Annotated in this window: 20 protein-coding genes and 2 pseudogenes; 2 read left to right on the top strand and 20 right to left on the bottom strand. The window is 71.2% G+C overall.

The window, feature by feature from the left end:
- Positions 1–63: 63 nt before the first annotated feature.
- Positions 64–2619 carry an ATP-dependent Clp protease ATP-binding subunit gene (locus B0I33_RS06380; protein WP_106177581.1) on the bottom strand — a complete coding sequence of 852 codons (2556 nt, stop codon included), beginning with the start codon at positions 2617–2619 and terminating at the stop codon, positions 64–66.
- 375 nt (positions 2620–2994) lie between these two features.
- Here B0I33_RS06380 and B0I33_RS06385 point away from each other — a divergent pair, with 375 nt between their 5' ends.
- A complete protein-coding gene (locus B0I33_RS06385) occupies positions 2995–3834 on the top strand; it encodes a (2Fe-2S)-binding protein (RefSeq protein ID WP_106177582.1) in 840 nt (279 codons plus the stop codon).
- 11 nt (positions 3835–3845) lie between these two features.
- Here the strand turns inward: B0I33_RS06385 and B0I33_RS06390 are convergent, their stop codons facing one another.
- The 10 genes from B0I33_RS06390 to B0I33_RS06435 form a co-directional block, all read right to left on the bottom strand.
- Entirely contained in the window at positions 3846–4430 is a 585-nt protein-coding gene (locus B0I33_RS06390; protein WP_106177583.1) for a TIGR03086 family metal-binding protein, read from the bottom strand.
- Between the two features lie 220 nt (positions 4431–4650).
- Positions 4651–4998, bottom strand: coding sequence for a histone-like nucleoid-structuring protein Lsr2 (locus tag B0I33_RS06395; protein ID WP_106177584.1), 348 nt, complete (start codon positions 4996–4998; stop codon positions 4651–4653).
- Between the two features lie 139 nt (positions 4999–5137).
- On the bottom strand, positions 5138–6643 hold the full coding sequence (gene lysS, locus B0I33_RS06400; protein WP_106177585.1) for a lysine--tRNA ligase: 1506 nt from the start codon (positions 6641–6643) through the stop codon (positions 5138–5140).
- A gap of 112 nt (positions 6644–6755) precedes the next feature.
- A complete protein-coding gene (locus B0I33_RS06405) occupies positions 6756–7541 on the bottom strand; it encodes a type III pantothenate kinase (RefSeq protein WP_106177586.1) in 786 nt (261 codons plus the stop codon).
- The gene (panD, locus tag B0I33_RS06410; protein WP_106177587.1) at positions 7542–8039 is read right to left on the bottom strand and encodes an aspartate 1-decarboxylase; all 498 of its coding nucleotides are present in this window, start codon (positions 8037–8039) and stop codon (positions 7542–7544) included.
- A 12-nt stretch (positions 8040–8051) separates the two neighbouring features.
- The gene (panC, locus tag B0I33_RS06415) at positions 8052–8984 is read right to left on the bottom strand and encodes a pantoate--beta-alanine ligase (protein ID WP_106177588.1); all 933 of its coding nucleotides are present in this window, start codon (positions 8982–8984) and stop codon (positions 8052–8054) included.
- Positions 8981–9907: a Rossmann-like and DUF2520 domain-containing protein gene (locus B0I33_RS06420; protein ID WP_425440446.1), complete on the bottom strand. Its 927-nt coding sequence runs from the start codon at positions 9905–9907 to the stop codon at positions 8981–8983. The genes panC and B0I33_RS06420 overlap by 4 nt, the downstream gene beginning before the upstream one ends.
- Before the next feature lie 102 nt (positions 9908–10009).
- Positions 10010–11182 (bottom strand): PrsW family intramembrane metalloprotease, encoded by a 1173-nt coding sequence (locus B0I33_RS06425; RefSeq protein ID WP_106177590.1) that lies wholly within the window; start codon positions 11180–11182, stop codon positions 10010–10012.
- A 52-nt stretch (positions 11183–11234) separates the two neighbouring features.
- On the bottom strand, positions 11235–12818 hold the full coding sequence (locus B0I33_RS06430) for a DUF6779 domain-containing protein (RefSeq protein WP_106177591.1): 1584 nt from the start codon (positions 12816–12818) through the stop codon (positions 11235–11237).
- A gap of 69 nt (positions 12819–12887) precedes the next feature.
- A complete protein-coding gene (locus B0I33_RS06435; RefSeq protein ID WP_106177592.1) occupies positions 12888–13349 on the bottom strand; it encodes a DUF3180 domain-containing protein in 462 nt (153 codons plus the stop codon).
- A 124-nt stretch (positions 13350–13473) separates the two neighbouring features.
- On the opposite strand from B0I33_RS06435, the gene B0I33_RS06440 reads away from it, so the two are divergent.
- The gene (locus tag B0I33_RS06440) at positions 13474–14433 is read left to right on the top strand and encodes a MerR family transcriptional regulator (RefSeq protein WP_106177593.1); all 960 of its coding nucleotides are present in this window, start codon (positions 13474–13476) and stop codon (positions 14431–14433) included.
- A 132-nt stretch (positions 14434–14565) separates the two neighbouring features.
- Here the strand turns inward: B0I33_RS06440 and folK are convergent, their stop codons facing one another.
- The 9 genes and pseudogenes from folK to B0I33_RS06485 all read right to left on the bottom strand — a co-directional run bounded on the left by folK (position 14566) and on the right by B0I33_RS06485 (position 23156).
- Positions 14566–15057: a 2-amino-4-hydroxy-6-hydroxymethyldihydropteridine diphosphokinase gene (gene folK / locus B0I33_RS06445; protein WP_106177594.1), complete on the bottom strand. Its 492-nt coding sequence runs from the start codon at positions 15055–15057 to the stop codon at positions 14566–14568.
- The gene (gene folB, locus B0I33_RS06450) at positions 15054–15413 is read right to left on the bottom strand and encodes a dihydroneopterin aldolase (RefSeq protein WP_106177698.1); all 360 of its coding nucleotides are present in this window, start codon (positions 15411–15413) and stop codon (positions 15054–15056) included. The genes folK and folB overlap by 4 nt, the downstream gene beginning before the upstream one ends.
- Positions 15410–16213: a dihydropteroate synthase gene (gene folP / locus B0I33_RS06455; RefSeq protein ID WP_106177699.1), complete on the bottom strand. Its 804-nt coding sequence runs from the start codon at positions 16211–16213 to the stop codon at positions 15410–15412. Before folP ends, folB begins: the two co-directional genes overlap by 4 nt.
- Before the next feature lie 47 nt (positions 16214–16260).
- A pseudogene (gene folE, locus B0I33_RS06460) lies at positions 16261–16605 on the bottom strand (GTP cyclohydrolase I); the annotation flags it as partial.
- A 540-nt stretch (positions 16606–17145) separates the two neighbouring features.
- A pseudogene (locus tag B0I33_RS06465) lies at positions 17146–17400 on the bottom strand (GTP cyclohydrolase I); the annotation flags it as partial.
- 34 nt (positions 17401–17434) lie between these two features.
- On the bottom strand, positions 17435–19930 hold the full coding sequence (ftsH, locus tag B0I33_RS06470; RefSeq protein WP_106177595.1) for an ATP-dependent zinc metalloprotease FtsH: 2496 nt from the start codon (positions 19928–19930) through the stop codon (positions 17435–17437).
- A 207-nt stretch (positions 19931–20137) separates the two neighbouring features.
- Entirely contained in the window at positions 20138–20926 is a 789-nt protein-coding gene (locus tag B0I33_RS06475; RefSeq protein ID WP_106177596.1) for an ESX secretion-associated protein EspG, read from the bottom strand.
- Positions 20927–21008: 82 nt separating this feature from the next.
- A complete protein-coding gene (locus B0I33_RS06480) occupies positions 21009–21800 on the bottom strand; it encodes an ESX secretion-associated protein EspG (protein ID WP_106177597.1) in 792 nt (263 codons plus the stop codon).
- Between the two features lie 3 nt (positions 21801–21803).
- The gene (locus B0I33_RS06485; protein WP_106177598.1) at positions 21804–23156 is read right to left on the bottom strand and encodes a hypothetical protein; all 1353 of its coding nucleotides are present in this window, start codon (positions 23154–23156) and stop codon (positions 21804–21806) included.
- Between the last annotated feature and the right edge of the window lie 12 nt (positions 23157–23168).

The raw sequence follows: 23168 nt of genomic DNA on the forward strand, positions 1-23168 counted from the left end.
CCACACACACGAAGGCGCCCCCGCGGGATCCCACGGGGGCGCCTTCGCAGCGGCTGCGGTCGCTTACTCGTTCTCGGACTCGCCGGTGTTGTCGTCACCGCTCGCGGCGGCGATGCTGACCGGCGGCGCGTCCGGCACGTCGAGCGGCTTCGCCTCGCCCCGGAAGACGAACCGGGCCTGGTCGTCGCGCTCGGACTCGTCGTCCCAGCCCTCGACGTCCACGATGATGATCTGACCCGGCTGGACGTCACCGAACAGGATCTTCTCGGACAGCTGGTCCTCGATCTCCCGCTGGATGGTCCGGCGGAGCGGACGGGCGCCGAGCACCGGGTCGAAGCCGCGCTTGGCCAGCAGCGCCTTCGCCTTGTCGGTGAGCTCCAGCTCCATGTCCTTGCCCTTGAGGGCCTCCTCGACCCGGCCCACCATCAGGTCCACCATCTCGATGATCTGCTCACGCGTGAGCTGGTGGAACACGATGACGTCGTCGATCCGGTTGAGGAACTCGGGCCGGAAGTGCTTCTTCATCTCCTCGTTGACCTTCTGCTTCATCTTGTCGTAGCGCGATTCCTCGTCGCTACCCGAGGTGAAGCCGAGGCTCACGGACTTCGAGATGTCCTGCGTGCCCAGGTTCGAGGTGAAGATCAGCACCGTGTTCTTGAAGTCGACTGTGCGGCCCTGACCGTCGGTGAGCCTGCCGTCCTCCAGCACCTGCAGCAGCGTGTTGTAGATCTCCTGGTGCGCCTTCTCGATCTCGTCGAAGAGCACCACGGAGAACGGCTTGCGGCGCACCTTCTCGGTGAGCTGGCCGCCCTCCTCGTAGCCGACGTAGCCCGGAGGGGCACCGAACAGCCGCGAGGCGGTGTAGCGGTCGTGGAACTCACCCATGTCGATCTGGATGAGCGCGTCGTCCTCACCGAACAGGAAGTTGGCCAGCGCCTTGGACAGCTCGGTCTTACCGACACCGGACGGGCCGGCGAAGATGAACGAGCCGGACGGGCGCTTCGGGTCCTTCAGGCCGGCACGGGTACGCCGGATCGCCTGCGAGACCGCCTTGACGGCGTCCTCCTGGCCGATGATCCGCTTGTGCAGCTCGGACTCCATGCGGAGCAGACGCGTGGTCTCCTCCTCGGTGAGCTTGAACACCGGGATACCGGTCCAGTTGGCGAGGACCTCGGCGATCTGCTCGTCGTCGACCTCGGCGACGACGTCCAGGTCACCGTCCTTCCACTGCTTCTCCCGCTCGGACTTCTGGCCGAGGAGGGTCTTCTCCTCGTCCCGCAGGCGCGCGGCCCGCTCGAAGTCCTGCGCGTCGATGGCCGACTCCTTCTCCCGGCGCACGTCCGCGATCTTCTCGTCGAACTCGCGCAGGTCCGGCGGAGCCGTCATCCGGCGGATCCGCATGCGGGCACCGGCCTCGTCGATCAGGTCGATCGCCTTGTCCGGCAGGTAGCGGTCGTTGATGTAACGGTCCGCGAGCGTCGCGGCCGCCACCAGCGCGGAGTCGGTGATGGAGACGCGGTGGTGCGCCTCGTACCGGTCCCGCAGGCCCTTGAGGATCTCGATCGTGTGCTCGAGCGAGGGCTCGCCGACCTGGATCGGCTGGAAGCGCCGCTCCAGCGCCGCGTCCTTCTCGATGTACTTGCGGTACTCCTCGAGGGTGGTCGCGCCGATCGTCTGCAGCTCGCCCCGCGCCAGCATCGGCTTGAGGATGCTCGCGGCGTCGATCGCGCCCTCGGCGGCACCCGCACCGACCAGCGTGTGCAGCTCGTCGATGAACAGGATGATGTCGCCGCGGGTCTTGATCTCCTTGAGCACCTTCTTCAGGCGCTCTTCGAAGTCACCGCGGTACCGCGAGCCCGCCACGAGCGACCCGAGGTCGAGCGTGTAGAGCTGCTTGTCCTTCAGCGTCTCGGGCACCTCGCCCTTGACGATGTTCTGGGCCAGTCCCTCGACCACGGCGGTCTTGCCGACACCGGGCTCGCCGATGAGGACCGGGTTGTTCTTCGTCCGGCGGGACAGCACCTGCATGACCCGCTCGATCTCCTTGCTGCGCCCGATGACCGGGTCCAGCTTGCCCTCCCGCGCGGACGCGGTGAGGTTGCGGCCGAACTGGTCGAGGACCAGCGAGGAGGACGGGGTGCCCTCACCGCGACCGCCACCGGCCTCCGCGGGCTCCTTGCCCTGGTAGCCGGACAGCAGCTGCAGCACCTGCTGGCGCACCCGGTTGAGGTCGGCGCCGAGCTTGACGAGGACCTGGGCCGCGACACCCTCACCCTCCCGGATCAGACCGAGCAGGATGTGCTCCGTGCCGATGTAGTTGTGACCGAGCTGCAGCGCCTCGCGCAGCGACAGCTCGAGTACCTTCTTGGCACGCGGCGTGAAGGGAATGTGCCCGCTCGGGGCCTGCTGACCCTGGCCGATGATCTCCTCGACCTGCTGGCGAACACCCTCCAGCGCGATACCCAGCGACTCCAGCGCCTTGGCGGCGACACCTTCACCCTCGTGGATCAAACCCAGGAGGATGTGCTCGGTGCCGATGTAGTTGTGGTTGAGCATCCGGGCCTCTTCCTGGGCCAGGACAACCACCCGCCTCGCGCGGTCGGTGAACCTTTCGAACATTCCCACTCCCTCGACTGCTGCGCCGGCGGCCCGATCTCATCGTTTGTATCGCGGATCGATGAGTTCGGCACCGTGAGACCACTGTAGTAGCCATGCGCTCGTGTCGGCCTACCGCTACGGCCGATTCCGGCCTGTCCGGACCGCCCGTTCGCGGAGCACCGGCCGACAGGCAGTCGACTTATTGCTGGCTGTTGACATCTGGAACAACGCGGGGACCCCCTGCCGGATTCCGGTGCGGAGCCCCTGTCCGCTCACCGCGAACGCGACTCACCCGCCTGACGTCACCTCATCCGGGTATCCCACTGCCGGTTCCCCCGGCTCTAGGTAAGGTAAGGCAGACCTAATCGCCCGGATGGAGCAGACGGAGGGGATACGTTGAGCATCGAACGATCCTTCCGTGATGCTCGCCACACCCGGGCCGATCTGGACTCACTGGCCGGATCGCTCGCCCGGGTCGCCGGTCTGCAGGACCGGTTCGAGCTGCGCACCCGGCCGCCGGAGGGCGCGGGCTGGCAGCGGTGCTCCGACCTGCTCAGCGACCCCCGCCGGTTCGCGGCGTGGCGCGGCAGGCTCGCCGAGTGGCTGAGCGCGGAGTACGGGGCGGCCCCTTCCCGCACCGCCGCCGGCTACGTCATGTCGTGGTACCTCCGCGTGCCCGCCTACCTCGGCGCGCTGCTGCTGCACCACGAGCGCCGGGTGCCCTCGCTGCGGCCGGAGGAGCTCGCCGTGCGCATCGCACCCGAAGGCAGGCCGGACCCGGTCGGCCTCGCCGTGCTCGGCGAGTCGTTCCACTGCCTGCCGCTCGACCCGGGCTCGGCCCGTCCGGAGGCGACGGTGGTGGCGGACGACCACGCGCTCGCGGACGTGCTCCGGACCCGCTACGTGGCGCACGCGGCGCGGTTCGTCCGGGCCTACGGCGCCGTCTGCCCGCTCGGGCCGAGGACGCTGTGGGCGGCCGCGACCGACGCGCTCGACAGCTGCCTGTGGTGGGTCGGGCGGCAGGGCGGCGACGAGGGCTCCGGCGTGGCCGACGCGGCACTGGTGCTCCGGTCGCGGTTCCCCCCGCTGACCGCCGCGTCGACGTTGCGGATGGCCACCACCGACGCGGGCGGCCGCACCTGGACCCGGACCAGGGAGAGCTGCTGCTTCACCTACCTGCTGCCCGGCCGCGCCGAGTGCGACGGCTGCCCCCGCACCCGCGGCAAGCAGGTCTGACGGTCGGTGGGTCAGCTGGGGCGCCAGGAGGGGTCGCGGCCGGAGAGGGCCAGCGTGCGCTCGAGCGGGCCGGCTTCGGGGCGGACCGGAACCTCGGGACCGAACACACCCATCGCCCTGCCCTGCTCGGCCATGCCCCGCATGGCCTCCTCGGCCGCGGCCACTGCCTCGGGCGCGCAGTCGAACGGCTGCCCGGTCGCCCGCGCCAGGTCCCAGCCGTGGATCACCAGCTCACACAGCTCCATCGCCGCCACCATCGCCGCGGGCAGCTCCCCGCCGCCCATCGTGGTGGTCCCCTCGGTCGCCCCCGGCGCGGCGAGCGCGGCCACGAGCTCGTCGGTCAGCGTTCCGAGCCTGCCCTGCCAGTCCCCCGTGACGAGGTCGGCCGCCACCTCCCCGCCGTCCGAGGGCGGCGGCGGTTCCCTCCTGGCCGCCGCCGTGAGCCGCGGCGCCCAGTAGAGGACATGGTTCAGCAGGCCGCGCACGTCGTACCCGGCACACGGCGTCGGCTCGGCCAGCTGCTCAGGGCGCACGCCGAGGACGACCCCGCGGAACTCGCCCGCGGCCAGTTTGATCGGTACTTCCCACTCGGACATGACAGCCATTCCACCCGGACCGGCCACGCCTGTCTTGTACAAACACGTCACCCACGACGGGCCCCGACACGCCGAGGGCCGCCGGACAACCCGGCGGCCCTCGGCGCGCGAGACACGTCTGAGATTGAATGGCCGATCCGCACTTCCAGAACCGGGACGCCTCCTCCCGATGCTTCCGAAAGCCTCCACCCGGTACGGGTCTCGTGCCCGGATCCGGGCCTCAGCCCCGCTTGTGGTAAGCCTCGACGACCTCGGACGGAATGCGGCCGCGGTCGGAAACCTCGTAACCGTTCTTCCGCGCCCACGCGCGAATCGCCTGATTCTGTTCCCGGTCGACCGCCGCCGAACGCGCGGGCGCCTTCGCGTTGCCGCGCGCGGACGAACGCTTACGACCGCCGGCGCGCCGGGCGTGCTCGATGTACTGCGCGAGCGCGTCCCGCAGTTCTTCGGCGTTTTCGGCGGACAGGTCGATCTGGTACGACACGCCGTCCAGGCCGAACTCCACGGTCTCGTCCGCCTCGGATCCGTCCAGATCGTCGATGAGCGAGACAAGGACCTTCTGCGCCATCAGTTTCCTCCTGCTTTGAACCTTAAATGATCGGGTGGTGACCCCGGAAGCCGGTCAGAGACTTTACTCTCTCCACAGTGATACCGGTAATCACCGACAAATGCAAATCACGTTCTCGGATTGGCGTGACCGGGTCGAGTTATTCGGGACGGACCAGCGGGAAGAGGATCGTCTCCCGGATACCGAGGCCGGTCAGCGCCATCAGCAGGCGATCGATGCCCATTCCGACGCCACCGCTGGGCGGCATTCCGTACTCGAGTGCGCGGAGGAAATCCTCGTCGAGCCGCATGGCCTCGCTATCGCCGCCGGCCGCGAGTTTCGCCTGCTCCGTCAATCGCTGCCGCTCGACCACGGGATCGACGAGCTCCGAGTACCCCGTGGCGAGCTCGAATCCACGCACGTAGAGGTCCCATTTCTCGGCGACCCCCGGTTCACTACGGTGCTGCCTGGTCAGCGGCGACGTTTCCAGCGGGAAGTCCCGCACGAACGTGGGCGCGTGCAGATGGTCACCGACGAGGTGTTCCCACAGCTCCTCGACCAGCTTTCCGTGCCCCAGTTTCGGGTCGACCTCGATCCCGCGCGCGGCGGCGAAACCACGCAGCTTCTCCACGGACGTCTCCGGGGTGACCTCCTCACCGAGCGCCTCGGAGAGGGAGCCGTACATGGTGAGCGACGTCCATTCACCGGACAGGTCGTACTCGGTCCCGTCGGCGAGCGTGACCACCTGACCACCGCAGGCCGCTTCGGCGGCCTCCTGCACCACCTCGCGCGTCAGCACGGCCATCGTGTCGTAGGTCGCGTACGCCTGGTAATACTCCAGCATCGCGAACTCGGGCGAATGAGACGAGTCGCTGCCCTCATTCCGGAAGTTCCGGTTGATCTCGAAGACCTTCTCGATGCCGCCCACGACACAGCGCTTCAGGTACAGCTCGGGAGCGATCCGCAGATACAGATCGAGATCGAACGCGTTGGAATGGGTGACGAACGGGCGGGCCGAGGCACCACCGTGCAGCGTCTGCAGCATCGGCGTCTCGACCTCGGTGTAGCCGCGCCGGTGAAAGGAATCACGTAGCGACCGCGTCACCGAGGCTCGCGTCCGGACCACGTCACGGGCCTTCGGCCGCAGGATCAGATCGACATAGCGCTGCCGAATCCGCGTTTCCTCGGCCAGCTCCTTGTGCGCGACGGGAAGCGGGCGCATCGCTTTCGACGTCAGTTGCCAGCTGTCCGCCAGCACCGAGAGCTCGCCGCGCTTCGAGGTGATGACCTCACCCTGCACGAAAACGTGATCGCCCAGGTCGACGTCGGATTTCCAGGCGTTGAGCGCCTCCTGGCCTACTTTCGCCAGGCTGAGCATCGCCTGCAGTTCTGTGCCGTCGCCTTCACGCAGGGTCGCGAAGCACAGTTTTCCGGTATTCCGCACGAACATCACCCGGCCGGTGACGCCCACCTCGACCCCCGTGGAAGTGTCGGCGGAAAGACCGGAATGGGCGGCACGGATCTCGGCGAGCGTGTGCGTGCGCGGCACTTCCACCGGATAGGGATCAACACCCTCCGAAAGCAACCGGTCACGCTTCTCCCGGCGCACCCGCATCTGTTCCGGCAGGTCGTCCTCAGGCATGGGGGGCTCCGGGAATTCGCTCATGAGCCCATAGGGTACGAACACCCGATCGAGCACCGTTAACCGCCCGTCCGGCATGCCGGCCCCGGCGCCCCACAGCACCCGAACGGAGCCGCTCCGCACCGCCGTACCCGAATCAGCGAGTGTTTCGCTCGTAAACGAGTCGCAGGCCCAGCAGCGTCAGATCAGGCACGTGTTCGGTGATCGTCCGTGACTCGGACAGCACGAGTGGGGCGAGGCCACCGGTCGCGATGACCTCGACCCGCGTGTCCGGATCGGGGGACAGCTCGTCCACGATCCGCCGAACGAGCCCGTCCACCTGCCCCGCGAAGCCGTACAGGATGCCCGACTGCAGGCATTCGACGGTGTTCTTCCCGATCACCGAACGGGGCCGGACCAGCTCCACCTTCCGCAGCGCGGCCGCCCTCGCCGCCAGCGCGTCGACGGAGATCTCGATGCCAGGGGCGAACGCTCCGCCGAGGAACTCGCCCTTCACCGAGATCGCGTCCACGTTCGTCGACGTTCCGAAATCCACGACCACGCACGCCGTGTTGTGCAGATGGTGCGCGGCCAGCGTGTTCACCAGCCGGTCGGCGCCCACCTCCTTCGGGTTGTCGACGAGGAGCGGGACGCCGGTGCGGACGCCCGGCTCCACGACGATCTTCGGCACCGCCGGGTAGTAGCGGGCGAGCATCACCCGCAGCTCGCGCAGCACCGCCGGCACCGTCGACAGCGCGCTGATCCCGGTCACCGCGTCGGCGTACTCGCCGAGCAGCCCGCGCATCGTGAGCGCGAGCTCGTCCGCGGTGATCCGGGCATCGGTGCGCATGCGCCAGTCACGAACCAGCTTGGCCGACTCTCCCCTCCCGGAGTACAGGCCGAGCACGATATTCGTGTTGCCGACGTCGACGGTGAGCAGCAACTAGCTCTCCGCGTGCAGGAGCGCGTCCAGCCTCGCGGCGTCCACCGTCTCCGCCACCGGGAACGTGGCGGGCTCGCCCTGCTGCGCGATCGGCAGCGCGCCGCTGACCAGGCCGGACCCGTCCGGAGCGTCGGCGGGGTCGCTGCCCTCGGTGACGATCCTGTTGTCGGCGTCGACGAACACGATCCTCGGCTTGAACGTCGCCGCCTCGGCGTTGTCCATCTGGCCGTAGGCGATGAGGATCACCAGGTCACCGGGGTGCACCAGGTGCGCGGCGGCACCGTTGATGCCGATCACGCCGCTGTCCCGCTCGCCGGTGATGACGTAGGTCTCCAGCCGCGCCCCGTTGGTGATGTCCACGATGGACACCTGTTCGCCCGGCAGCAGGTCGGCCGCCTCCATCAGGGCCTCGTCGACGGTGACCGAGCCGACGTAGTGCAGGTCGGCCTGCGTCACCGTGGCTCTGTGGATCTTGGATTTCAGCATCGTGCGGTACATCGCGGACTCCCTCTATACCCCTGCGTCCTCAATGGACAAGTCTGCCATTTCCCTTTCCTGACCGGCCGCGGCGCCGAGCAGGACCGGAACGTTGTCGATGAGCCGGGTGCGCCCGACCCTGGCCGCCACGAGCAGCCGTGCCTCCCCGTCGACGGGCGCGGGCCCCAGCTCGGTTCCCCGCAGCTCCAGGTAGTCCACCGAGACCTCGGGCCGGGCGGCCAGCGTGCCGCGGGCCGCCTCGAGCACGGCCTCGGCGCCGAACCGGCCCGCGTGCGCGCCTGCCACCAGCGCCGCGGACAGCGCCACAGCCTGCTCCCGCTGCTCCGCCGTGAGGTAGACGTTGCGGGAGGACAGGGCCAGCCCGTCGCGCTCCCGCACGGTCGGCACCCCGAGCACCCGCGTCTCCATGTCCAGGTCGCGCACCATGCGGCGGATCAGCACCAGCTGCTGGTAGTCCTTCTCCCCGAAGAACGCGTAGTGCGGCCGCACGATGTTGAACAGCTTGGCCACCACGGTGAGCACGCCGGCGAAGTGCCCGGGGCGGAACGCGCCCTCCAGCTCGTCGCCGAGCGGACCGGGATGCACGGTCACCGCCGCGTCCGGCGCGTAGAGATCACTCTCCTCCGGGGTGAAGGCGATCTCCACACCCGCCTCGGCCAGCGCCTCCAGGTCGCGCTCCCGGGGCCTCGGGTAGGCGGTGAAGTCCTCACCGGCGCCGAACTGCAGCGGGTTGACGAAGATGGAGGCCGCGACCACCGTGTTCGGCAGCCGCCTTGCGCGGCGCAGCAGTTCGAGATGGCCCGCGTGCAGCGCGCCCATCGTGGGCACGAGCGCGACCTGGCGGCCGACACCGCGCAGCGCCGAGGTGACCTGGCGCATGTCGCCGGGTTTGGCGTAGGTGTTCAGCCGGCCTCGGGTGAACTTGGGGGCCTTCGGGGCAGTCACTTCACATCACGTCCGTCGTCGAGCAGGGTGGCGATCTCGGCCGCGGCCTCGGCGCCGAGCAGGCCGGACTCGCTGGCCCTGGCAACGGTGCGCCGGGCGAGGGTCCGGTAGGTCGGGGCCACGTCGGGCGCCCGATCCGCCAGCACGCGCAGGTGGGTACGCACGGTTCCGGCGTCGCCGCGCGCGACCGGGCCGGTCAGCGCGCGGTCGCCGTGCCGGAGCGCGTTGTCCAGCGCCGCCGAGAGGAGCGGACCGAGCAGCCGTTCGGCGTTGCCCACGCCACCCGCTCGCAGCAGCTCGGCGCAGTCGGCGACGAGCGTGACGAGATGGTTGGCCCCGTGGGCAAGTGCCGCGTGGTACAGCGACCGGGTGGCCTCGGGGATGCGGACGGGTTCCGCGCCCATTTCAACCGTCAGGGCCTCACCGACATTCCAGGCGGCCTCGTCGCCCTCCGCGGCGGTGACCCCGACGCTGCACGCGGCGAGGCGCTCCAGATCCTCCTCGCGCCCGGTGAACGTCATCACGGGGTGCAGGGCGAGCGGGAGGGCGCCGAGCTCGGTCGCCGGGCTCAGGATGCCGATGCCGTGCGCACCGGAGGTGTGCACGACGATCTGCCCCGCGCGGAACGCGCCGGTCGCGGCCAGGCCCCTGACCATCGGGCCGAGCGCGTCGTCGGGAAGGGCGAGCAACACCAGGTCCGCGGCGGCGGCGACCTCGTCGGAGGGCAGCAGCGGCACCCCGGGCAGCAACCGCTCGGCCCGCCGCACCGACGCCTCGGAGATACCGGAGGCACCGACCACGGTGTGCCCCGCTCTGGCCAGCGCCGCGCCGAACACGCTGCCGACCCTGCCCGCCGACACCACGCCGACAGCGAGTCGGGCCGGCCGCATCACGGCGTGCCCCGGTGGACGCTCATGTTCCAGACTCCCGAACTCGTTCCAGTCCCGCTCCGCAGTCGCGGGTACCAGACGATGGCGCGAGGGTAGCCCCGCGACTCGCGACCAGAACCCGCTTGGTGACGAGCTTCACCCGTCCCGGGTCCCCCCTTCCGAAGCCAGCCGCACCGCCTCCGCCCTGGCCGCCCGCAGCCGGGAGAGCAGCTCGTCCCTGCGAGCCCTGCGCTCGGAGCCGCCCGCGGGGAGCCTGCGCAGGAACGCCAGTTCGGTGACCCGGGCCTGGTACTCCGCGACGGCCCTCGCCGCTCTGCGGCCCGACTCGCGGCGCGCCTGCCTGCGCCACCGCCTTCGCCCGGCGAGGCTGGCCAGCAGCTCGACCTCGGACTGGGCGATCCACCGCGCGGAGGCCATCTTCGGCAGGGCCGCGGCGATGATGCGTTCCTCCCGGCGCCGCTGCCACAGCACGAGCATGGCCACGCCGAGGAACACGGGCACCATCACCAGGAAGTACACGTTGATGAACGCCGAACCTCCACCGAGGGTGGCGCTCGCGTTCCACAGCGAGTGCAGTCCAACGGCCAGCACGTAGCCGCCGAGCGGGGCGAGGACCTTCCTCGTCCGGCCCCGCGACATCGCCGCGACACCGACCCCGATCCCGATGAGCACCGAGAACAGCGGATGGGTGAACGGCGAGAGCACCCCGCGCAGGATGAACGCGGCGAGCACGCCGGGGCTCGTGGCGTCGCCGAAGCCGTGCTCGGCGAAGGCGCGACCGAAGTAGTAGATGTTCTCGGTGAACGCGAAGCCCGCCGCGCTGAACCCCGCGTAGACGATCCCGTCCACCACACCGTCGAACTCGCGGCTGCGGTGCCACAGCAGCAGGAGCAATGGCACCGCCTTCACCGCCTCCTCGGCGAACGGCGCCGACACGATGGCGCTGACCTTGTCGCCGCGCCCGATGCCGAGCAACAGGTCACCGACCGCGGCCGCGGTGTCGTTGATCAGCAGGGCCGTGAGGGTCGCCACACAGGCGCCCCAGACGAACGTGAGCAGCAGCAACGGTGCGGGCTCCGGCTCCCACCGGTCGATCCAGAGGAACGTCGCGACGACCACGGCGACCGGCACGGTCGCCGCGACGACGCCGATCCCGACGGCCGTCGCGCCGACCCGCGCCGTGCCGAGCCCGAACAGCAACAGTCCGCACACCGCGGCCACGAGCAGGCCGACCACCGGCAGCAGGACAGTGACCCCCTGCGAGGCGGGGCGGTGCCGCGCTGGTTCGCTCGAGTTGGCTCCCGTCACGCGGGCACCCTAGCCGTGCGCGTCCACGGTGCGGACGAGTGTTCCCGGTGGGTCAGTCCTCCGCGCGCCGCCTGCGCCGCGGGGTCGTGTTGCTCGCCCCGTGCGCGGCGAGCAGTTCGCTCACCGAGCGGCCCTCCGAGTGCGAGCCGCTCGGTTCGTTCGTGCTGTCCGGTTCGGGCGCGCGGCGCCTGCCGCCGCCGTTCGCGCGCTCGCCGCCGCCGTGGTTCGCCCACGGCTCGCCCTCGGGGCGGTACCGCCTGCCGCCGGAGTAGGACTCCGGCTCGCCGTGCCGCCCGGCCGCCGCGTCGTCGTCCTCCGCCCGGCGCCTGCGGCCACCGGGACGGGCGGGCAGGTCGCGGATCTCGGGCGGGAGGGTCGGGTTCGGTTCGGGGCGCGCCTCGTCGGCCGCGGCCTGCTCGGGCGCACGCCGTCTGCCGCCGCCTTCGGCGTCCCGCCACGAAGCGGACCAGTCCGCGTCGTAGCTCGGGGCAGGCTCGGGCACGGGCTCGGGCTGCTGCGGCGCGCGGCGCGCGGCGGGCGTGGGCTGCTCCGGCTCAGGGCGTTGCACTGGGGACTGCTCCGGTTTCTTACGCTGGGGTTTCGGGGAGTGTTCCGGCTCACGGCCCGGCGGGGTGACGCTCGCGGCCGATCTGCCTCGGGTGAGGGGCTCCATCGCGGGCCTGGTGGGCTCGGCCGGATGGTCCCTCCGCGGCTCGGGGCCACGCTCACGAGGAGATTGTGCCTGCCGCTTCGGCGGCGTCTGCACGGGCTTCACCTGTCGCGTCGGCGGCGACTGGTCGCGCTGGTCAGGCGCGGGCCGCTCGACGGGCTGCTGGCGAGGTCTGGACATCTCCGCCCTGGCCCGGTTGGCGGCTTCGGACGCCTTGGCGGCCACCGACGCCCCCGGTGGCCGGACCCGGCGCGGCGGCTGCCGGTCCTGCGCGCCGCCGCTGTCCACGGGGCGGGAGGGCCGGGGCACGTACTGGGTCTTGCCCGAGTCGGCCTGCGGAGCGCGGCGCGGCGGTGCCTCGGGCTCACGAACCCGGTCGATCAGCTCCGTGGGGCGGTCCGTGAGCTCGACGGGCTTCTTGCTCGCGAGCAGCTGGGCCGGTTTCTTCCCGTTTCCGTTTCCGTTGCCGTTGTTCTCGCCCGCGGTGACCATGCGGGGCTCCTCGGACAGGGAGCGCATCCGAGTCGACTGCGCGGTGAGCGCCACCCGCTCGTACAGCACCTCGCCGCCGAAGAGGGCCTGGAGGCTCTCGCGCAGCGCGGTGACCTCGGCGCGCAACGCCTCGAGCTCGTCCCGGGAGTTCTCCTCGGCCCGCTGTTTGGCCTCGGCCTCCAGCTCCAGCTCGAACTCGCGGCGTGCGGCGATCTCCCGTTCGAGCTCCAGCTCGTAGATCTCCTGGGCCTGCGCCACCGACTCCTGGGTCGCCGCGACCTGCTTGCGGTACCGGGCCGCGACGAACGCGCCGATGAGCGCCGCCCACAGCGCGGCGACGATGCCGAGCCGCAGGTATCGCAGATCCTCGGTGAGGACCAGCGCGAGGGTGGCCGCGACGGCGAGGACGAAGCCGACGACGAGCCACGACCTACCCGAATGGCGGCCGCGCGAGTCGTCATCCACGCCAGTCATGCCCCACACCGTACCTTCTAGTAATCCGACTGAGACCTAGTCGGTACTTCGAGCGGCGCATCCGGAGCGTTAACCGGTCACTCTCCGATCGCTGTCCCGATCACGAGGATTCGGTGTGCGGCAGCAGTACTCGAGCCACAGCGCCGCACCGAGCAACGCCACCGCGCAGACGGCGCCCACGATGGCCGCGGGGAGGTCGTCGGCGGCGGCGGTGAGCCGGTCCGCCCTCGGCGCGACGTAGGCGAGCGCGCCGAGCCACGCGCCGAGCATCAGGGCGCCGAGCAACGACGAGGCCTTCGCCAGGACGACGGCGCGCGCGACCCCGACCCCGGTCACGACCTGGTGGCTGCGGATACGGCTGCGGACGACGAACGCGAGCACGAACTCGACCACGGCGAGCACGAGCAGCGTGACGCCGGCCGTCGTCGGCAGGCTGGGCAGCGACTCGTACGTGGTCTGGAAGGCGAGGAAGGTCAGCCCGAAGCCGAGCACGGCGGCGAGGAGCAGCTCGCGTGGCCGCGTGAAATGCATGCTCCCACCGTACTTCGCCCGGCGACCCTCCCTCTCGTGAGTGGGAACCGTGATGCGCGTTCCCCGCGCACGAGCCGACCGGCGTCGCGGCGTGGTTGACTCTCCACCGACTGGAGAGTTCAGCATGGTTTCGCGACCGCGAGGGGGAAGCAGGGTGTTCACGATCGGGGAACTGTCCCGCCGGACCGGCCTGCCGGTCAAGACGATCCGGTTCTACTCCGACGAGGGCCTCCTGCCGCCCACCGACCGCACCCACGCCGGGTACCGGCTCTACGACGCGCACGCGCTGGCCCGGCTGGAGCTGGTGCGCACCCTGCGTGAGCTCGGTGTGGGACTGGCCGACATCGAGCGGGTGCTGGCGGAGGCGACCACCGTCGCCGAGCTGGCCGAGAGGCACGTGACGGTGCTCGACGAGCAGATCCGCGTGCTCCGGCTGCGGCGGAGCGTCCTGCGGGCGGTCGCGAAACGGAAATCCGAGCTGGACGAGGTGAAGTTGATGAACAGGCTGGCTTCCATGCCCGACGAGGAGCGCAAGCGGCTCGTCGACGAGTTCTGGGACGAGGTGAGCGCGGGGCTCGACGTCGACTCCGAGTTCTACGGGTGGATGCGGTCCACGAAGCCGGAGCTGCCCGACGACCCGACACCGGAGCAGGTGGAGGCGTGGGTCGAGTTCGCGGAGCTGGTGCGGGATCCCGATTTCCGGCGGCTGATCCGCGGGATGGGCGAGCAGCACGAACGGCGCAGGAGCGAGGGAGAGGAGTTCGCGGCACCCACGCTCGACCAGCGCGAGACGTGGGCGGACTGGAGCGAGCGGGCGCAGGCCGCGATGGACGCCGGGCTGGCCCCGGACTCGGCGGAGGGCCGCGCGCTCGCCGACGACGTCGCCCGCGCCTCGCTCGGGCCGGGTGAGTCGGACGGCGCCGAGTTCCGGGCCACGCTCGCCGAGCGCATCGCGAGCGGCAACGACCGGCGAGCCGAGCGGTACTGGCAGCTGCTGGCCGTGATCAACGGCTGGCCCACGGTCCCCAGCCGCCACGACGCCGTCGAATGGCTCGTCGCCGCCCTGCGCACCTCCCGGCCCTGACCCCGCCACCGGGTGAGCAAGGGAGCTTTACTCCCGTCTAGCGGTAGTAAAGCTCCCTTGCTCCGCATCAGTGGGGCGGGTGGGGCTGGTGGGGTGCGTGGGGTGACCGGCGGCGGTGGGGGCGGGCGGTGCTCAGAGGGTGAGGTCGGGGCGGCGGCGGACGGCCGCGCGGTCGGCCTCCGGCAGCGCGGCCAGCAGGTCGGCCGCCCGGCCACGGCCGGGAACCTCGGCGGCCGGGTCGATCTCCAGCCACGGCACGAGCACGGTCGCCCGGTCCGGGGTACCCGGGTGCGGCAGCAGCAGTTCCGGGTCGTCCGAGCGGACCCCGTCCACGGTGACCACGTCGACGTCCAGGGTGCGCGGACCCCAGCGCCGCTCCCGCACGCGTTCCGCCCGCCGCTCCAGTTCCCGCGCGGTGCGCAGCCACGCCCAGTGGTCGCGGTCCGGATCGGCCACGACGCACACGGCGTTGAGGAAGTCGGGCTGGTCGGTGACGCCCCACGGCTCGGTCTCGTACACGCTCGACACCGCCACCAGCACGTCCCGCAGCCCGTCGACGGCGAGCCGGAGGTAGCCCAGCCGGTCGCCGAGGTTGGCACCGAGGGACAGGACGGCCCTGCTCATCGCTGCCTGCGGATGGTCACGGCCACGTCGTCGAACGTCAGCGGGATCGGCGCGGCCGGCTTGTGCACGGTCACCTCGACCGCACGCAGCCGCTCGTCCCGCAGCACCTCGTCGGCGATGCGGCCCGCCACGCTCTCGATCAGGTCGTACGGGTCGCCGCCCACGATGCCGGCCACGAGCTGGGCGAGCTCGCCGTAGTGCAGCGTGTCGGCGAGGTCGTCGGACGCCGCGGCAGGCGCCAGGTCCAGCCAGGCGGTGACGTCGACGACGAACTCCTGCCCTTCGCGCTTCTCGTGCTCGAAGACGCCGTGCCGCCCACGCACGCGCAGACCGGTCAGCGTGATCCGGTCGGTCATTCCGGGGACCCCCGCCGCCACGCGGCGGCGACGAGCACCGCGTCGAGCGAAGCGCCGACCTCGTGCACCCGGACACCCCACGCGCCGGAGAACGCCGCGAGCGTCGAGATCGCCGCGGTCGCCACCTCGCGCCCCGCGGGCGGGCGGGGATCGCCCTCGGCGTCGGCGAGCAGCCTGCCGAGGAACCGCTTACGGGACGCCCCGACGAGCACCGGGAAGCCGAGGTCGAGCAGGCTGCCGAGACCGTGCAGCAGCGCCCAGTCGTGCGGGGCGTGCTTGGCGAAACCCAGCCCCGGGTCGAGCACGATGGCGTCCGCGGACACACCCGCGCCGAGCGCGGCATCCACCCGCGCGGTGAGCTCCTGGCGCACCTCGTACACCACGTCGTCGTAGGTGGCCAGCGCGTTCATGTCCTTCGAGTGCCCGCGCCAGTGCATGAGGATCCACGGCACCCCGGCTTCGGCGACCACCTTGGCCATGTCCGCGTCGGCCAGACCGCCGGACACGTCGTTGATGATCCGCGCGCCCGCGTCGACGGCGGCGGCCGCCACGGCCGCCCTCGTGGTGTCGACGGACAACCGCAGCCCGTCCGCGGCGAGCTCCCGGATCACCGGCAGCACGCGGGACTTCTCGGTGTCGGCGTCGACCCGGCCGGCACCAGGCCGCGTGGACTCGCCACCGACGTCGATGACGTCAGCGCCGCGCCGCCACATCGCGTGCGCGTGTGCCAAAGCGTCGTCGCGGCTGAGGTAGCGGCCGCCGTCGGAGAACGAGTCGGGCGTCACGTTGAGCACGCCCATCACCACGCACCGGCCCGGATCGGGCAGGTTCGGGTGGACGGGCCGCGTCACCGGCGGCCCTTGATCAGGTCCAGCGCCTCCGCCCGCGACGAGGCCGAGGACTGCAGCAGCCCCCGGACGGCGGACGTGGTGGTGCGGGCGCCCGGCTTGCGCACGCCGCGCATCGCCATGCACAGGTGCTCGGCCTCGATGACGACGATGACGCCCCGCGGCCGGAGCCTGCGGTCGATCGCGTCGGCGATCTGGGAGGTGAGCCGTTCCTGCACCTGCGGGCGCTTGGCGTAGAGGTCGACCAGCCTGGCCAGCTTCGACAGGCCCGTCACCTTGCCCTGCGCGTTGGGGATGTACCCGACGTGGGCGACCCCGTGGAACGGCACCAGGTGGTGCTCACAGTTGTGCGTCAGGTGCCCGGCCACGAGAAACGTCGGATGCGGCGCACATGTGAAGCTGTAGACCGTGTAGGGCGTCGTCCCGGTCGCGGAAACCGGCCGCACCGACTCCACCGCGACATACTCCGACTCGATCAGATCGGTGGCGTAGTCGTCCTGCGGGAAACCGTGCCGAACGTGCCAGCTCAGCGCGTCGGCCTTCGACAACGCTCCTGAGTGGAGAGCACGCGGAGAGCCACCGGAGACGCCGACGAGCTGCCTGGCTCGTTCGCCCAAGGCGTGCGTCCACTCGATGTGGGTGCCGGCGACATCCCTGGCTTCCATCCAGCCGTGCGGGGTCGCGAGGGGATGATCCGGAGTGACGACGAACGTCCCGCCCGCGGTGGTGACCTCGACGAGTTCGCGAGTCCGATGCGAGCTGACCCCGACCACGGTCGTCTGTTCGACGTTGCCGTTGGCGAGCGTCCACAGTCGGTCACCGACGGCGACGTCCCGCGCCCGCTTGCGACCGTCCACCGCGTTCACCGTCTGCTCGCTCGGGACGCAGGTGCTGTACATCGGGATGTCGGTGACCAGGACCAGCTCTTCGTGACTCTCGTCGAAGGTGCGGTCGAGCACCCGGTCCGGCTCGCTGTAGAGGCCGGCGAACAGCTCGCGGTAGGCACGCGCCACGCGGGCGGGGGTCTCCCGCAGACCCTCGCGATCCGGATCCTCTCCGCACGCGAGCAGGAGCTCCCGCACCGCGTTCTCGGCGCGCGACTGATCGAACACAGGGCCTCCGGCTCGAGGCGGGTTCACATCCTCGAAAACCCCGTGGCCGTCGACCGCGAAGTCACTGCTGATGTTGACCGTCCTGATCGTCCGGGTGCTGGCGTTGCCCCTCCTCAGGCCTGCCACCGTACTGCCCCTGCGGCCCCTGGCCCTGAGCGGGGTCGGAGAACCACTGGTGCTCCTGCCCCTGCCGCTGGCCCTGCGGACCCTGCTGGACGGGTGGCGGAGCCTGCGGGCCCTGCCGCCACGGCTGGCTCGGCCGGTTGCCGGGCGTGGTCGCCGGGGTCCAGCCGGGCGGGGCGCCGTAGTTCGGCGGGCCGCTCTGGCCGCCGGACGGGGACGGATAGCCACCGCCCTGCTGACCGCCGGCGTACGGCGGGGGCCACGAGCCCTGGCCACCACCCTGCTGGCCACCGTTGTTCCGCCGGTTGCCGTTGGGGTTGCCGCTGCTGGGCGGCGGCGCGTACGGGTTGGGCGGTGGCTCCGGCTGGCTGCGTGGCGGTCCGCCGGGGACGTCGTGGGCGCCCGGAGCGGTGCCGACCGGCGTCGGTTCCGGCTGGCGCTCCTCCTCCCGCCGGTCACGCTCCGGCTCCTCCGGCTCGGGGGGCCAAGGCTCGCCGCGTTCCATGGCGAGCTCGGCCGGCGTCTTGATCGGCGGTTTGTCCGAGGGCAGCCGCTCGCCGAACTCGTTGAACGCCGTGATCCGCGGGCGCTTCTCCACCGCCGCGAAGATCCGCTCCAGGTCGCGCCGCTGCAGGGTCTCCTTCTCCAGCAGCTCCACGACCAGGTCGTCGAGCACGTCCCGGTAGGTGTTGAGCACCTCCCACGCCTCGGTGTGCGCGGTCTCGATGAGCTTGCGGACCTCCTCGTCGATCTCGTGCGCGACCTCGAGGGAGTAGTCCGGCTGCCTGCCCGCCGACCGGCCGAGGAACGGATCACCCTGCTCCTGGCCGTACTTCACGGCGCCGAGCCGCGGGCTCATGCCGTACTCGGTGACCATCGACCTGGCGATCTTGGTCGCCTGCTCGATGTCGGAGACGGCACCCGTGGTGGGCTCGTGGAAGACGAGCTCCTCGGCGGTGCGTCCGCCCATCGCGAACACGAGCCTGCCGATCATCTCCGACCGGGTCATCAGCTCCTTGTCGTCCTCGGGCACAAGCAAGGCATGCCCCCCGGTGCGCCCGCGAGGGAGGATCGTCAGCTTGTACACCGGTTCGATGTCCGGCATGGCCCACGCGGCGAGCGCGTGCCCGCCCTCGTGATAGGCCGTGATCTTCTTCTCCTTCTCGGAGATGATCCGGCTCTTGCGCGCGGGACCCCCGATCACGCGGTCGACCGACTCCTCCAACGCGGAGTCGGTGATCACGTGCCCGTTCGTGCGGGCGGTGAGCAACGCGGCCTCGTTGATGACGTTCGCCAGGTCCGCACCGGACATGCCGACCGTGCGCTTCGCGAGCGCCTCCAGGTCGGCGTTCTCCGCGATCGGCTTGCCCTTCGAGTGCACCTCGAGGATCGCGCGCCTGCCCCGCAGGTCGGGCGCGGACACCGGGATCTGCCGGTCGAACCGGCCGGGCCGCAGCAGTGCCGGGTCGAGGATGTCGGGCCGGTTGGTGGCGGCGATCAGGATGATGCCGCCGCGCGAGTCGAAGCCGTCCATCTCGACGAGCAGCTGGTTCAGGGTCTGCTCGCGCTCGTCGTGACCACCGCCGAGGCCGGCGCCGCGCTGGCGGCCGACCGCGTCGATCTCGTCGACGAAGATGATGCACGGTGCGTTCTGCTTCGCCTGCTCGAACAGGTCCCGCACCCGGGACGCGCCGACACCGACGAACATCTCGACGAAGTCGGAGCCGGAGATGGTGTAGAACGGCACCCCCGCCTCACCGGCGACGGCGCGCGCGAGCAGTGTCTTACCGGTACCCGGCGGGCCGTAGAGCAGCACACCCTTCGGGATCTTCGCGCCGAGCGCCTGGTAGCGCGCCGGGTTCTGCAGGAAGTCCTTGATCTCGTGCAGCTCCTCGACCGCCTCGTCGGCACCCGCCACGTCACCGAACGTGGTCTTCGGCATGTCCTTGTTCAGCTGCTTGGCCTTGGACTTGCCGAAGTTGAGGACCCGGTTGCCGCCGCCCTGGGCGTTGTTCATCATCCACATCAGCAGCAGCAACAGGATCCCGAGCGGGATCATGTAGATCAGCAGCTGGGTGAAGAACGAGTCCTGGGTGACCGTGGTGTCGAACTCGACCGGGTTGCCGTTGTGCTCGGCGTTGATCAGCGAGTTGTAGAGCTGGTCGGAAGCCCCCGCGGGGAACTTCGTGATGATCTGCTCGACCTGCTGGCCGTCGACGTCGATCGGGTTAGCCAGGTGGAGTTTGAGCTGCTGCTCCTTGTCCTCGAGGTTCGCCTCGGTGATGTTGCCCGAGGCGATCTGCTCGACGGCGCGCGACGTGGGTACGTGCGTGTACCCACGGTCGCTGTCGAAGATCGTGCTGAAGACGAAGTAGAGCAGCAGAACCGCGACTATCCACAGCAGTGGGTTCTTGAGCAGGCGCTTGCGGTCCATTCGATCCGGCCCTGGTGGCCTCGACCCTCCCTGGCTAGGCGGTACGTGTGACATCCAGACGAGGCACAGTCACGGTGTTGACAACTGCATGCGGTACGGGGTTAGCCGTCCCACCAGGGTACCGCCCGGCCGGAAAGGGTGGCCGGGCGATCCTCACGTCGTCAACGGCCACGGGCCTGCGGATGTTCCCACCAGGGCCGCGGCGGGTCAGGCCGCGACCTGGGCCAGCATCTCCGCGAGCCGGGTGCGCAGCGTCTTGGCGTCGGCGGGCGAGACGGTGACCCACTCGCTGCCGTCGGTACCGGCGCGGGAGAGGCTCAGGTAGCGGCCGGTGCCGGTGTCGAACCAGGCCAGCACCGGCGAGCGGCGCTTGCCGCCGAGGTGGTCCCTGCTGTTGGCGGCGAGCTGCCCGCCGCGCAACCGGGGCTGGGCGATCAGCTGCGCGTACGCCTGCCGAGGGTCCGCCGGCCGCTCCGACAGCGCCGTGCGCTGCCGGGCCTTCCGTTCCGCGCCCCCGACGGTCCCGGCGCCGATGGCCGAGCGCGCGGGTGGGGTGCGCACGGCGTCCGCGAGCGGCAACGTCACCGAGGGTTCGCTGCCCCGGTCGCAGCGGGGCAGCAGGTCCACGACCGTGGAGGCGAGCCCGTCGGGGTACGTGGGCCGCAGCCAGACGCCGTCGGCGTCCTGGATCACGACGACCGCGTCGGTCCCGTCGGTGGCCGCGAGCACCGCGACCGGCTCGGCCTCGAACTCCGGGATGTGCAGTGCGTCGATGCTCAGCGTCGGCCTGGCCAGCACCTCGATCCAGCGGGCGACCGGCGTGTCCGCGAGACGGCGGGCCGCGAACTCGGTCTCCGCGCGTTGGCGCAGGGTCAGCCGCTCGGTCTCGGTGCTGCCGTGTGACCGCACCCGCAGTGGGTACGGCAGCTCTCCCACCCGAGCCGACTCCCACAGGAAGTCGAAGGCGACCGGCGTGAAGAACTCTTGCGTGGGCACGATCCTCCCCTGTTGTTCGCGTGCCGCCGGGCAGCGACTACCGAAGAGTAACGTACGTCTCATCCCGGGCGGCCGCGGACGGTCACAGCGGAGCGGTGGTGGCGTTCGCCGCTCCGGCGAGCATCTCGGACAGCCGGTGCCGCAGCGTGGCCGCGTCCGCGGGAGCGATCGTGATCCAGTCCCGGCCGTCCTGCCCCCGCGTCGCCTGGGTGAAGTACCGGCCGGTCTCCGTGTCGAACCAGCTCAGCACCGGCATGCGGCTCTTGCCGCCGGACCGGCTGCGGGCGTTGGCGCCGATCTGCCCGCCCCGCAGGCGCGGTTGCGCGTGCAGCCGGGCGAGGGCCTTGCGGTCCTCGTCCACACTGGCCCGGCCACCGTCGGGAGCGGGTGCCCTGCGCTGCATGAAGTCGGCCCCGGGGCCCGCGATGAGCTGTTCGAGCGGCACGGTGATGGACTTCTCGACGCCCCGGGCCACGGCGGGCAGCAGTCCCACGACAGCACTCGCGAGGCCGTCTGCGGGAACCCGGTCCAGGTGCAGGCCGCGAGCGTCCTGCACCGCCCGCACCCCGGTACCGCCGAGCGCCGCGACCACGGCGAGCACCGGGTCGCCGCCCGGCGAAGCCACGTACACCGAGTCGAGGCTCAGGTCCGGGGCGGCGAGGATCTCGAAGTGCTCCCCGACGCGCGGATCGAGCCTGCCCGCGTCGTCGAGGACACCTCGCCGCGCCAACTCCGCGAACGTGCGCCGCCGCAGGGCGGCGCGCTCGTCCATGGTCTCGCCATGCGAGCGCGCCTCCAGCGGATAGGGCAGCTCACCTGCCCCGAACGACTCCCAGAGGAAGTCCAGCTCCAGCGGAGTGAGCAGCTCCGCCACCGGTTACCGCTCCTCGGCGTCGTCGCCCCAGGCGCCGATCACCGGCGGTGGGGTGGCCTCGTTGGCGCCGAACGCGTCGTCCGGATCCGGCTCGATGAGGAAGGAGGCGTGCGTGTGCTCCTCCTCCTTCTGCTGGCCCGCTCCGGCGGCACCCATGCCACCCATGGGCGCGGTGGCCGGTGGCGGGGCGGCACCGGCGCCGATGGTGCCGCTGCCCGGAACCAGGCCCTGGTTCTGCGGGGCGACCGACGCGGCGCTGTTGGGCTGCATGTTGGCCGACGCGTTCGTCTCGGAGGACTGCTGCTTGGTGCTGCCACTGCGGTTGCCCTTGGCGAGCGCGCGGGCGCCAAGGGCGCCGACCGCGCCACCGACCGCCGCGCCGCCCAGCGTCGGGGCCAGCGAGCCGGAACCACCCGGGGCGGCGCCGCCCTGGGCGGCGCCCGCGGCGGAGCCGGCACCCGGACCGGCGGCCGGGCCCTGCCCCGCGGCGAGGCCCTGCCCCGCTCCCGCGGCGGGCTGGCCACCGTGCGCACCGCCCGCGAACCCGGAGGCGGAACCGTCCATCGCGCTCGACGCGTGCAGCGGAGGTGCGGAGCCGATCCCGCCGAAGTCGGGTCCGGCCAGGCTCCCCGACGGCCCGCCGAAGGCGGCGACCGTGCCCACCTGGCCCGCGTTCAGGTCCGTCCGCCCGGCGTTCGGCCGCAGCCCGAGGGACTCGGGCCCGAAGCTCGGCGTGGTGTTGTCGATCTCCGACAGCGCGGTCGTGTACGCCTCCATGTACGCGACCTGCTGTGCCTTGACCTCACGGGCCGCGTCGAACTTCGGCTTCAGGTCCTTGACCATCGCGGCGGGACCGCCCGCGAGCATCGCGGCCGTCTCCGCGGCGGGGTCGAACTCCACCGGCTCGGGCATCTTCTTGACCTCGGCGGCGGCCGCGGCCTGCTGCGCGAGGCGGTGGCTCATGGTGTGCGCGGCCTCGGACGCCTGCGAGCCGGAGTTCGCGATCGCGACGAGCGCGCCCTGCGCGGCTCCGGCACCCTGGCCGACCCACGCGGCACCCAGCTCGGAGATCGCGTTGTAGAGGTCGTCGGCGGCCTGCTGCAGCTCCCGGCTGTGGGAGGCCCAGCCCTGCCCGGTCGCCTCGGCGCTACCGGGGTCGTTGTTCAGCGTGGCGGCGCGGTAGAGCTGCTCGCTCTCCTGCGCGGCCCAGTTCGGCCGGTCGGCGATGGCCCGGTCGTCCCCGTACAGGAAGCCGTCGGCACGGCCCCGCGCCTGGTCGACGATCTGCGCCACCTCGGAGTTGTCACCGAGCGGCACGTTGCCCGCGCCCTGCTGCTCGGGCGTGTTCGGCTCCATGTCTCAAACTCC

It is taken from the genome of Prauserella shujinwangii, from assembly GCF_003001955.1.
GTDB lineage: Bacteria > Actinomycetota > Actinomycetes > Mycobacteriales > Pseudonocardiaceae > Qaidamihabitans > Qaidamihabitans shujinwangii.